Below are 12218 nucleotides of genomic sequence, written 5' to 3'. Positions count from 1 at the left end.
TGAAAGGGATTGAAAGCAAAAGGGCATAATAAAAGCGGAATATACCGAGCCAATCTATTTTGTAAAAAGAATGGAGTTTCAATATTCAAAAAATCATAATTGGTCAGATTCAATAGTTGGTAAATGGAGGTTTTATGATGTTTGATGAACAGAAATCGGTCTATCCAAAAGCTATGTCCTTTCCGGCAATGGTTTTTTGGACGGGATTATTTGGAGGTATTTTTTGGGGGACTATAGGATCTATAACTTATTATTTTAATATGACTCAGATTCGCCCAAGTGTGATATTGGAGGAGTGGGTGATGGGGAATTGGAAGTATGGATGGATCGGAACGGTAGTTTCAATTGTTATTTTTGGAATTTTATCAATTGGGGCGGCATTCTTCTATTATGCTTTGCTAAGGAAATTCCCTGGCATGTGGTTCGGAATCGGATATGGGATCCTCCTGTTCCTGATCGTGTTTTTTGTGTTGAATCCACTTTTTCCAGGAATAAAACCAATTGGAGATCTGAACAGAGACACCATTATTAGTTCTATTTGCTTATACACTCTCTATGGAATATTTATCGGTTATTCAATTAATTATGAGTACCAGAATAGAATAGTACAAGAAAATGAAGCTGCATCTTAATTTGAAAATAGTCTGAATTAAGCGGTTATGATAAAATGATTTTGTCCTTAATAGGAATAGAGAAGGAGAGGGAAACCCTATGACTAAATTAGATAACTTAAGATCACAGTTTTCAAAACATGGAATTGACGGTATGCTGGTGACTAGCCCTTTTAATCGCCGCTATATTTCCAATTTTACAGGAACATCAGGCGTTGTATTAATAAGTGAGGAAAAGGCGCAATTTATTACCGATTTCCGCTATATTGAACAAGCCACAAAACAGTGTGATGGCTTTGAAATTATTAAGTTTTCAGAATCAATCCCTAAAGAAATTGCCCAACAAGCAAAAAAATTAGGGATTCAAAGGCTTGGTTTTGAAGAGGAATACATGACTTTTTCATCCTACAATGTATATGAAAAGGAAGTAGAAACAGAACTTGTTCCAATTTCAGGACTTATTGAAAAGTTACGCTTGATAAAGACTGATGCAGAGATTAAGATATTAAAGGAAGCAGCGGATATAGCTGATGCCGCATTTAAACATATTTTGGACTTTATTCGTCCAGGAAAAACAGAGCTCGAAGTAACGAATGAGTTAGAATTCTTTATGAGAAAAGCCGGAGCAACTTCTTCATCCTTTGATACCATTGTTGCTTCAGGATTTCGTTCTGCTCTCCCACATGGTGTTGCCAGTGAGAAGGTTATAGAAAACGGGGACATGGTCACTCTTGATTTTGGTGCTTACTATAAAGGTTATGTATCTGATATTACAAGAACCGTTGCTGTTGGTGAACCGGATGCAAAACTGAAAGAAATTTATCAGATTGTTCTAGATGCCCAATTGCGCGGTATGGACGGAATTAAACCTGGAATGACCGGCAAGCAAGCAGATGCTTTGACAAGAGACTACATAACAGAGAAGGGCTATGGAGATTACTTTGGACATTCCACTGGACATGGGATTGGTCTGGAGGTTCATGAAGGACCAGCGCTTTCTGCCAAATCGGATCTTGTATTGGAACCAGGCATGGTAGTAACCTGTGAACCAGGAATTTATATCCCAGGGCTTGGCGGTGTCCGGATTGAGGATGATACTTTAATCACAGAGGATTCAAATGAGGCTCTTACTCATTCAACTAAAGATCTCATCATTTTGTAATTATTTTAGGAGGTTCAAATATGATTTCAGTTAATGATTTCCGTACAGGATTAACCATCGAGGTAGACGGCGGTATTTGGCGCGTCATTGATTTCCAACACGTGAAACCAGGTAAAGGGGCAGCATTCGTTCGTTCAAAGCTGCGTAATCTTCGCAATGGAGCTATTCAAGAAAAAACATTCCGTGCCGGTGAAAAGGTCGAGAAGGCGCAAATTGATAACCGCAAAATGCAATATTTATATGCTAGCGGTGATCAGCATGTATTCATGGATATGGAATCTTATGAGCAGGTTGAACTGCCTGCAACAAGCATTGAATATGAATTAAAGTTCTTAAAGGAAAACATGGGAGTTCACATCCTGATGTTCCAAACTGAAACACTTGGGGTTGAATTACCAAACACAGTTGAACTCGAAGTAACAGAAACAGAGCCGGGAATTAAAGGGGATACAGCATCAGGCGGTACCAAGCCAGCTACTCTTGAGACGGGGCTAATTGTTCAAGTGCCGTTCTTCATTAATCAGGGAGATAAGTTAATTATTAATACTACTGAAGCTACTTACGTATCAAGAGCTTAGTCCAAAAAGCCTTAGACCGTATATTTACGGTACTAAGGCTTTTTTCTATTTACAAATTATCCAAAGTTTCTCCAAACTTTCTGCACATTTATTTATTAAATTAAAAGGGTAATCCAAATAAAAGGAGCAGATGTCTGATGAACATGACACATTATATGGGGCTTTTGGCGGACAACCAGCCTTGGAATCTCCTGATTTTTATGGCAGTACCTGTTATTTGTGCGGAAACCATAGCAGTAACAGAACTTGCCATTTTATTCACGAGAAATTTAAATGGCACCTTAAGAATGGTAAATAAAGCAGTCAGTATTTTTGCAGGGATCTATTTTACTGGAATTTTTCTATATTTAATGAAAACCGCTTATATTCCTCTAACTGTAAATGGAGGTTGGAAGGGATGGATCGATGTTGTCGCAGTTACCTTCTATCTTCTTGGCGTTGTGCCACTACTAGGTATGGCACTTTTGGATTTAGGGGTTATTTACAAAAATAAATCTTCAGAAGAAAAATTGAAAGTGCATGCCTTCTTTGTCGGTATGTTTTTAATTGTTGCCCACATTGCGATGATTTTTGGAATGATAGATCCATCGATTGGACAGAGCGGACATGGCGGCATGAATATGTAAGTCTTGAATAAGGGAGTAAAGCGGCTTGTATCCTAATAGGAAAGGCCGTTTTATCATGTAGATTTCAATGTTTTTACTTTCACTAGATTTGAAACTTTCACTATTTAGTAATAATTGTGAACCTATTACCAAAGTTTTATTTGTTAAAATATATGTAAAAATAACCATTTGGAAGGGGTGACAACGTGAAACGATTAACCTCTCTTTTTATGCTTTGCCTAGCCATTGTTTTAATTGCGGCAGGATGCGGTTCAAAATTAGAAGACCAGAAATGGACACTTGATAAAAAACATGAGCCATTTCCAGATTTTGTTTTAAATGCTCCAAAGAAAGTCCAAGAAACGTATGTGATGGCTTCAAAATATCCTGAAGTGCTAGCGCAAGTCCCTTGCTATTGCGGATGCTATGCGTCAGATGGCCATAAGAGCAATCTTGACTGCTTTATAGGTCAGTTTGGCTCAAATAAAGATGTTAAAGAATGGGACTCGATGGGTATATCGTGAGACGTTTGTGTCGATATCGCCCGGGAGGCGGTAGATATGCATCTTGACGGAAAAAGTCCTAAGAAGATTTATGAACTGATCACTGGAAAATACGGAAACCAAGGGGAACCAACTCCAACACCCGAACCGAAGGAGTAACCCATGAAAAAAATATTAATTAGTTTTTACATTCTAATTATTATTGGAATTATTTTTGCAATAAGTAATACCCCTATTTTTGGAAGCGGTAATAAAAAAGCTGTTGCGGCCGGGGAAAAAACCTATAATCAAAATTGTTTAATCTGCCACGGCGAAACTGGAAAAGGGGAGGGGGCAAAAGCCGGTACTGCCATCAACAATCAAGTCTTTTTGAATTCTGTTTCCGACAAAGATCTTTATCATTATGTTAAATACGGTCGTGAGGGGACAGGAATGCCGGAATATGGGCCACGATTATCTGAAAAAGAGCTCCAGAATGTCGTTGCTTTTATGAGGGATTGGCAATCTGAGGATACTAAATATAAAGTGCCAAAAACGGTTGCCGGTGACCCGAACCGCGGGCTGAAACAATATAATGTCTATTGTCTTACCTGCCATGGACAAGCAGGAGCAGGGAAAATAAAGATGGGTACAGCTCTCGCAAACCCGCAATTTTTGAAATACACCACCGATAAACAACTTTGGATCTGGACCGCTTACGGTCGTGAAGATACTAGGATGGGACCATCACTAAAAGGTCTGGAGGGAGTACGCCAATTAAGCCAACAGGATATTAGTGATATTGTTTCCTACCTTCGTTCATTAGAAGAAATTCAAAAACCTTGACTCTTAAAAGGGCTCAAGGTTTTTCTGCGAAAATAACCCAATTTTGGGAAATGTGAACTTTTTGTGGTTATTTTTTGTCAAAAACAAAACGTTTTGTATCCTTTAACAAAATGTTCAATAGTGAGGTAACAACTCAAGGGAGATAAGGATTATATTTTTTCTAAGAGGACTATAGTAAAAAATGGAAGTTGTTTTTTACCAAGGAGGATTACGATGCTTAAAAAAAAGATTTTGGCCTTATTCATCATTACAGCTTTTATAACCAGTTTGGCTATCCCAAAAGCCAATGCGGAAAGCGCTTTCGCTGCGGAGAAGTTCCCTTATAAGTCCATGCAGATTCAAGTGATGCCAGAATTTGATTATCCCGAAGATTGGTCATCCAGAAATGTTCCTTCTTTACTGGTGGGAATGTACGGTACGATTACGAATAATAGTGGTCAAGATTTTGATGGAAAGGTAGAAATCCCTGTCCCGGTAAATGAAAAAGGGTTTGAAACAGCGTTAGTTGCCGAATTTCCAAAAGAAAATGAACCCGAAGTCCAACGCCCTTTCGATGTTGATAAGGAGAAAGGAGTTATTACTTGGAAGCCAAAAAGCACGCTCAAGAATAATGCTACATACAGCTTTGTCATTGAATATTACACACAATCAATTAGTGTAAAGGATCAAAAAAATTTTACATACCAATTTACGAATAATGCAGAAATTGAACAATTAGATGTAGTTTTCTATGCACCCATGAATGCTAAAAATATTCAAATTGAGCCAAAGGCCCAAGAAAATAGCCAAAACGAATATGGTGAAGAATTATATTTTTATCAATATAAAAATGTGAAAATAGGCGAGCCTTTAAAATATACCTTCGCTTATAAAAAGGACGGCACGGAATCATCCATGGAGGCAATAAGTAAGAAGAATCCTCCTAACGATAAAAACCACACAGGTGTAAACGGTACCGCAACTGATCAAATCACAAAGAACAGTAAAGATAATAGCAGCCGGCCCATTATCAGTGCCAGTGGGGCATCTATTATCGGAATTGCCATTATCATTGCAGGTCTTTTTGTCTATTTAGGTTTAAAAGGGAATTCAAAGAGACCAGCACAATCAGGTAAACATCCAAAGTCTCATCAGAATAAATCAACACCAGGCAAAAAAGATAACAAAGCTGTTAATGCAGAGGCCAAAAAAGAACTGCGCAAAAAATTGTTAACGGGGAAAATTGATCAAGAAATGTACGAGGAAGAAATGAAAAAATTAATCTAATGGGGTGAGGGGAATGAAGAAAAATACGCTAGTTTTACTAGGGGGCTTTCTTATTGCCGGAGCTATTGTATTCTTACTAATGGCTGCTACTCCCGGCTCAAGCGGTGTAGAATTAAAGCTTAACGATCTATTAGCCACTCAAAAGGATCATAAAGATGATTTTGTTACCGTAGAGGGATTGTTAGTAGAAGACTCAATCAAATGGAATCCCGACAAAATTGAATTGAAGTTTGATGTGAAAGACACAGAAGGAAGCCTTATGCATGTAGTGTATCACGGTACAAAACCAGACAACTTCTCAGATGGCGTTATTTGTATCCTTCAAGGGTCTCCAACTAAAAAGGACACCTTTAAAGCCGAATCGGTTAAAACAAGATGCCCTTCTAAATACGAAGGCAAGGATATGAAAAATTATGATCCTAAAAAGCATGAAAAATTTTTGAATAAGCCACCGAAAGAAAACCAATAGCGAACATAAGAAGGTGACGAAATGACTTTATTTGCAAACGCAACAATCTTTATTGGATTAGCTGTTGCGATTTATTCACTCCTCATCATGACACTGGGGATCAGTACAAAGAATCAGAAATTGATTAACAGTGGTAAAGGTGGAATGATTGCTTTACTTGTCTGTGCAGCAATGGCGATGATTTCCTTATTCTACCTGCTAGCCACTTCGCAATTCCAATATGAATATGTTTATGACTATACCAGCAGTGAACTACCGATTATATATAAACTCACTGCTTTATGGGCAGGTAATGCAGGGTCATTGCTTCTCTGGACATTTTTCTTAACACTGTATTCCATCATGATTGCCTTTTCTAGAAAAATGAGGGGAAACCCAATGGTTCCTTACATTTCCTCTATTCTATTGGCTAATGCTGTATTTTTCTTCTTTATCCTAGGATTTGTCGCAAAGCCATTTGTGCTATTAGATCATGTTCCAACCGAAGGTAAAGGTTTGAATCCAATGCTGCAAAATCCTGGGATGATTATCCACCCCGTAACACTTTACCTTGGTTATGTTGGACTTGCTATACCATTTGCATTTGCAATGGCAGCACTAATCTTAAAAAACGTAGATGACTTCTGGATTAAAATGACCAGAAGGTGGACGATTATTGCTTGGTTGTTCTTAAGTCTTGGAAATATTTTTGGTGGTCAGTGGGCATATGTTGAACTTGGCTGGGGTGGATATTGGGCATGGGATCCAGTCGAAAATGCCTCCTTTATGCCTTGGTTAACGGCAACAGCTTTTTTACACTCTGTGATGATACAAGAACGAAAAAATATGCTGAAGGTATGGAACATTAGTTTAATTATTGTTTCATATGCCTTGACCTTGTTCGGAACCTTCCTAGTTCGAAGTGGTGTTTTAACATCTGTACACGCCTTTGCCAATTCCAATCTCGGATTATATTTCTTAATTTTTATGGCAATAGCCGTAATTGGCGGGCTTTATGTATTAATGAGCAGATACAGTCTCTTAAAGCGAAGCACAGGAGAATTTCAGTCCTTTGTTTCGAAAGAAAGTAGTTTCCTAGTTAATAATCTACTATTAGTCGGAGCTGCTTTTGCCGTGTTCTGGGGAACCATCTTCCCGTTAGTATCCGAGGCGGTTCGAGGTACAAAAGTGACTGTAGGTATTCCGTTTTTTAATAAAGTAGAAGCACCCATCCTATTATCGATGATGTTTGTCATGGCGGTTTGCCCAATGTTGGCCTGGCAGAGATCGACTGTTAAAAATCTAAGAAAAAACTTTTTAATCCCAGCAATCCTGGCGGTGGCAGGTATGGTCCTAATGGTGGTTCTCGGCATACAAAAAGCATGGGCTGTCATTGGGTACGGAGTTATTATTTTGTTATTTATTACTCACTTTTTGGAATTTTACCGTGGTGTAAAGGCCAGAAGAAAAATGACGAAGGAAAAGCCACTCGTTGCCTTATATCGCTTAATGATTAGAAATCGCCGCAGATATGGCGGATATATGGTTCACTTGGGAATTGCCTTCATCACAATGGGAATCATCGGTTCTCAAAATTATGATGTAGAAACGATGAAAACCATTCCGTTAGGCGGGTCGCTTGAAATTAACAATTATCGTTTAAATTATGAACGCCTGGATCAGAAGAAAGAAGGCATCAACGATATTGTCTATGCGGATATTACCGTATTTCGAGATGGTAAAAAGCTTGGTATTTATCAGCCAGAAAAAGTGTTTTACGGAAACTGGGAACAGCCTTCCTCAGAGGTAGCCATTATATCCTCATGGAAGGAAGACTTATACATTGTTTTGAGTGCTTGGGAAGATGACGGAAAAGCTACCTTTGTAGTTAAGGTAAATCCAATGATGAACTGGTTATGGTTTGGTTCCTTTATCATCGTGATTGGCGCACTTTTTGCTATTTGGAATGGAAAATATGGAAATGTTACTCCTAGATATACTGGGGTACGTAAAGAGGTGTCTTAATATGAAATATAAATTTTATATAGGACTATTCATCTTTGTAGTTATCTTCCAGGGATCATTTCTTCGGGTAGAAGCTAAGGAGTTCGATTATAAATCGGCGGAATTTAAAGCGGTGGCTTCGCAGTTTCGTTGTACATGCGGATGTGGACAGGATCATTTCGAATGTGATCCCAATACCTGTAATGAAACCAAAGAGTTTAAAAAGGATCTTGCTGGCATGATGAACAAGGGCTGGGACAAGGACAAAATCCGAGATTACTATGTCAAAATCTACGGGGAAGAAATCCTCACAGCTCCTGAAAAAAGCGGTTTTAGTTTAACCGCTTGGATTTTGCCATTTGCCGCTTTAGGTGCAGCAGCTGCAGCTCTTTTCTTTGTTATTCGTAAATGGGTGAAAAAGAAAGGGCCTGAGGAACTTGTTGAAAATCAAACTACCGAGGTTGAAATTGAAGAAGAAATTCTTTCTTCCATCATTGACGAGGAACGCAAAAAGTATCTTTAGGATGTGAACCAGATGCACGATATCACGATTGTCTCAATCATTTTCACCGCCGCTTTGGCGCTCATTTGTATATTTCTAATCTTGACTCCGTTTTTTAAGTGGCAACCATTATTTAGTTACAAGGTCAATCATCCAAATTTGTTTTCCACAAAAGAATCGTTGTTAACAACTTTAAATGAACTGGAATTTGAGTTTAAGATGGATAAAATCTCACCGACAGATTATAAAATTTTGAAAAAACAATATGAAACTGAAGTTGCCAATATCATGAAAGAAGAAGAGCAACTGACCCATGTTCGAGCCGACAAAGACTTAATGGCAGAGGTTGAACGTGAAATTGAAGAGCAAATGAAGATGTATAAACATAAAAAGGGGGAAGGAAAGTGATCAGGAAAATCACCGTTCTCCTCCTAGGATTGATGCTGCTGATCCCGATGAATAGTTTAGCAGCAACTGATTCAAAAATTCTGATTGATATGCATTATATTGTTGTCAGCCCAGCTGAAGATGGGTCTACCAATATGATGAACATGGTGAATTACACCAATACATCTGCAGACGAATATAAAGGTGATGGACAGGGGGAGGCAGTCTTAAACGTCACTCTTCCTCAAGGTGCCAAGGACTTAAATTTCCTTGATAATCAAATAGCTTTTAAACAGGTAGATGGAGGGTTTATTACAACAACTCCGGTACCTGGAAATCAAACGACTGTTCTGCCATACAGCTACCGAATTCCTAAAGGCAAGGAAATCAAATTAACAGTCGACTATCCTGTCCAAACCTTGCAAATTCTTGTTCCGGAAGGCAGAGGAAGCATTGAAGTAAACGGAGTACAGGCGACCAATCAAGGACTTTTCAAGTTTGAGGACCAAAATTACAACGGGTACAGTATTGAAAACTTGCAGGCAAAGCAAGCCTTCACACTTGTATATGACAAGGATAAACAGCCGCCGGCAGGTACCACAACCCAAACAGACACAAGCACAAACTCTAGTAATAGCTCTGTAACTCATACAGCACCGGCTTTCCATAATCCAGGTCATATAAGAATGTGGGAACAATCACCATTGCGCCGATTTAACCCGCATATTTTCCTCATCATCATTGGTGTGGTGATGCTTGCAGGCATTTCCTACTATATCTATTTCAGAAGAAAAGCAAAACTGGAAGAGGAAAGACTTGGAGCAGACAAGGAAGAACAAGCCTTTAAGCTATTGATGGCGAAGCAAAAGGCGATTATGGATAAGATTATAGAACTTGAAGAAACCTTTGGAGATGGAAAGCTGACAGAGGAAGAATACCACGCAAAGCTAGAAGCTTATAAACAACATTTAGTCCAAGTAAAAATGAATTTGCGCAATTTCATAGAGTAACAGCTCCGAAGGGGAGGGACTGAAAATGATAGAGATAAACAAGCTAACGAAGCAGGCTGATAATAAGCTGATCTTACGTGGCGTGGACCTCTCGATTCAAAAAGGAGAAACGGTAGCTTTATTGGGGCCAAACGGTGCAGGTAAAAGTACCCTTTTAAAGGTGCTTGCTTCCTTAATCAAGCCAACTTCAGGAACGATCCGAATGAATGGGTTGGACTTAAAAAAGCAACAAAACGAAATTAAAAAATTATTAGGTTATTTACCTCATTCCAGCCTGTTATATGATCATTATTCTCCTTTAGAAAATCTTGTTTTTTACGGAAAGCTCTACGGGGTTCATAATGTGGAAGAAAAAGCTATTAGTCTAGTAAAAGATGTCGGCTTATCCTTCTTTTTAAATGAACCTGTTAAGAACTTTTCAAGGGGGATGATTCAAAGAATTGCGATTGCACGGGCGATTATTCACGAACCAAAAATTCTGCTCCTCGACGAGCCACATACTGGTTTAGACCAAGGAGCTATTGCCATTCTAAATCATGTCATTCTGAATATGAAAGAAAAAGGAACAACCACATTAATGGTAACGCATGATTTTAAACAAGCGGCCGAGATTTGCGACCGAATTATCATTCTGAAAAACGGAAAAATGGTAGACGATTTCAAGATTGAAAAACAAGCATTACATATTGTATCCGAAAAATATGAACAGCTGATGGAGGGGGTATCATGAATCTCTTAAAGTCAGCCTTCATTCTTGCGCAAAAGGATCTACTCTCTGAGTTAAAAACAAAGCAAATCCTTGTCACGCAAATTATCTTTGCAGCACTGGTCATCGTTGTTTTCAGCTTTGCCCTTGATCCCTCCAACAATACGATGAGAGCAGTGATTCCAGGGGTTATTTGGGTCATTATCGTATTTGCCGGCATTTTGGGGTTAAATCGTTCATTTATCACAGAACAGCGAAATGATACCATTCAAGGCTTGTTAGTCGCACCAATGGAAGCTGCCAGCATTTTCTTGGGGAAGTTTTTAGCCAACTTCGTCATGATCTTAGTCGTTGAGCTTGTTTCAATTCCTTTTTTGTTCTTATTATTTGATTTTAAAATGCTTGGTAGCATCCCATATTTCATTCTCGTCATCTTCGTAGGAAGCTTTGGGTTTGTTTCAATTGGAACGTTCTTGGCTGCTTTAGCAGCCAATTCTAAAAGCAGTGAAATGCTCCTTCCATTATTGCTTTTTCCAATTACAAGCCCCATCCTGATTGGTGTAACACAAGCAACCAGGATTATCTTATCAGATATGAGCAAATTATCCAGCGCTTTGGCTTGGACACAAATGGTAACAGCCTACGATATTATTTTCTTTGTGATTTCACTTTTATTAATTGATTATGTGCTGGAGGTATAGGCCATGAGTATAAATCTTGAACGGGAGAATTCGGAAATTCCTGATTCAGCTTTGCCTGAAACTAGGTTTTCCAATTTACCTAAAATTTTATTTGGTGGAACCGTTATATCCATGTTGGCATCCCTTTATTTAATTTTCCTTTATGCGGAAGAAGAAAAAACAATGGGCGCTGCTCAGAAAATCTTTTATTTTCATGTAAGTTCAGCTTGGGTTGCCTTTTTTGCCTTCTTTGTCACGTGTGTTTTTAGTGTCTTGTTTCTAATAAAGCGAAAAAGAATATATGATACCTATGCCTATGTTTCTGCCGAAATTGGGATCGTATTTACCTTAATCGTATTAACAACAGGGCCGATCTGGGCCAAATCAGCTTGGAATACTTGGTGGGTATGGGAACCGCGGTTAATTACAACTTTAATCCTCTTCTTTATCTATGTTGCCTACATCATGGTTCGCCATATGGATGGAGCTTGGGACAAGAAAGCAAGGCTCGCTGCTGTTTTTGGCGTAATCGGATTTGTTGATGTTCCTATCGTATTCTTTGCGATTCGCTGGTGGCAAACGAAATTACACCCCATTGTATTCGGTGATGGTGTAAACCAACAAGGTGGAGGGATTACTTCTTCGATGTTAGTGGCCTTATTAGTATCGATCGCCACATTTACAATCCTTTATGCTTATTTATTAAACAAGGGCGTTACGCTTGAAAATATGAAAATTAAAGTAGAACAGTATAAAGAAAGAATCAGAGAAAGTATAGAACGGTAGGAGGAATTTCGGATGAACTACGAATTTATGTATGCTGCCTATTCTGTTGCCTGGGTGATCATTTTTGCTTATTTATTCATTTTAGACCGTAAACAAAGCAAGCTTAAGAAAGAAATAGAATTTTTAAAGCAAATTGAAAAGTAAA

16 protein-coding genes are annotated in these 12218 nt (G+C 38.5%); all 16 read left to right on the top strand.

The window, feature by feature from the left end; all coding sequences use genetic code 11:
- The first annotated feature begins 137 nt into the window (after positions 1-137).
- The 16 genes from ACI3K6_RS14100 to ACI3K6_RS14025 all read left to right on the top strand — a co-directional run bounded on the left by ACI3K6_RS14100 (position 138) and on the right by ACI3K6_RS14025 (position 12217).
- Entirely contained in the window at positions 138-632 is a 495-nt protein-coding gene (locus ACI3K6_RS14100; protein ID WP_435555326.1) for a YqhR family membrane protein, read from the top strand.
- Between the two features lie 79 nt (positions 633-711).
- Complete coding sequence (locus ACI3K6_RS14095; RefSeq protein ID WP_435555325.1) at positions 712-1773, top strand: M24 family metallopeptidase; 1062 nt, start codon at positions 712-714, stop codon at positions 1771-1773.
- 20 nt (positions 1774-1793) lie between these two features.
- Positions 1794-2351 (top strand): elongation factor P, encoded by a 558-nt coding sequence (gene efp / locus ACI3K6_RS14090; RefSeq protein ID WP_435555324.1) that lies wholly within the window; start codon positions 1794-1796, stop codon positions 2349-2351.
- Between the two features lie 137 nt (positions 2352-2488).
- The gene (locus ACI3K6_RS14085; protein ID WP_435555323.1) at positions 2489-2977 is read left to right on the top strand and encodes a DUF6803 family protein; all 489 of its coding nucleotides are present in this window, start codon (positions 2489-2491) and stop codon (positions 2975-2977) included.
- 185 nt (positions 2978-3162) lie between these two features.
- Complete coding sequence (locus ACI3K6_RS14080; RefSeq protein ID WP_435555322.1) at positions 3163-3618, top strand: PCYCGC motif-containing (lipo)protein; 456 nt, start codon at positions 3163-3165, stop codon at positions 3616-3618.
- Between the two features lie 3 nt (positions 3619-3621).
- Positions 3622-4284 (top strand): c-type cytochrome, encoded by a 663-nt coding sequence (locus tag ACI3K6_RS14075; protein ID WP_335476260.1) that lies wholly within the window; start codon positions 3622-3624, stop codon positions 4282-4284.
- A gap of 213 nt (positions 4285-4497) precedes the next feature.
- Positions 4498-5550, top strand: coding sequence for a hypothetical protein (locus ACI3K6_RS14070; RefSeq protein WP_335476258.1), 1053 nt, complete (start codon positions 4498-4500; stop codon positions 5548-5550).
- 13 nt (positions 5551-5563) lie between these two features.
- Entirely contained in the window at positions 5564-6019 is a 456-nt protein-coding gene (locus tag ACI3K6_RS14065; protein WP_335476256.1) for a cytochrome c maturation protein CcmE, read from the top strand.
- A gap of 21 nt (positions 6020-6040) precedes the next feature.
- Positions 6041-8023, top strand: a complete 1983-nt coding sequence (locus ACI3K6_RS14060; protein WP_435555321.1) for a heme lyase CcmF/NrfE family subunit — start codon at positions 6041-6043, stop codon at positions 8021-8023.
- A 1-nt stretch (position 8024) separates the two neighbouring features.
- Positions 8025-8525 (top strand): cytochrome c-type biogenesis protein, encoded by a 501-nt coding sequence (locus ACI3K6_RS14055; RefSeq protein ID WP_335476252.1) that lies wholly within the window; start codon positions 8025-8027, stop codon positions 8523-8525.
- Between the two features lie 12 nt (positions 8526-8537).
- On the top strand, positions 8538-8912 hold the full coding sequence (locus tag ACI3K6_RS14050; protein WP_435555320.1) for a hypothetical protein: 375 nt from the start codon (positions 8538-8540) through the stop codon (positions 8910-8912).
- On the top strand, positions 8909-9901 hold the full coding sequence (locus ACI3K6_RS14045) for a hypothetical protein (protein ID WP_435555319.1): 993 nt from the start codon (positions 8909-8911) through the stop codon (positions 9899-9901). The genes ACI3K6_RS14050 and ACI3K6_RS14045 overlap by 4 nt, the downstream gene beginning before the upstream one ends.
- 25 nt (positions 9902-9926) lie before the next feature.
- A complete protein-coding gene (gene ccmA / locus ACI3K6_RS14040) occupies positions 9927-10631 on the top strand; it encodes a heme ABC exporter ATP-binding protein CcmA (protein WP_335476246.1) in 705 nt (234 codons plus the stop codon).
- Entirely contained in the window at positions 10628-11308 is a 681-nt protein-coding gene (locus ACI3K6_RS14035) for a heme exporter protein CcmB (protein ID WP_435555318.1), read from the top strand. Before ccmA ends, ACI3K6_RS14035 begins: the two co-directional genes overlap by 4 nt.
- A gap of 3 nt (positions 11309-11311) precedes the next feature.
- Positions 11312-12073, top strand: a complete 762-nt coding sequence (locus tag ACI3K6_RS14030) for a cytochrome c biogenesis protein (protein WP_435555317.1) — start codon at positions 11312-11314, stop codon at positions 12071-12073.
- 12 nt (positions 12074-12085) lie between these two features.
- The gene (locus ACI3K6_RS14025) at positions 12086-12217 is read left to right on the top strand and encodes a CcmD family protein (RefSeq protein ID WP_335476240.1); all 132 of its coding nucleotides are present in this window, start codon (positions 12086-12088) and stop codon (positions 12215-12217) included.
- Position 12218: the final 1 nt, after the last annotated feature.

Origin of the sequence: Neobacillus solisequens (genome assembly GCF_051233465.1) — a bacterium.
Classification (GTDB): Bacteria; Bacillota; Bacilli; order Bacillales; family Cytobacillaceae; genus Neobacillus.
This window is presented reverse-complemented; position numbering and strand designations above follow the sequence as displayed.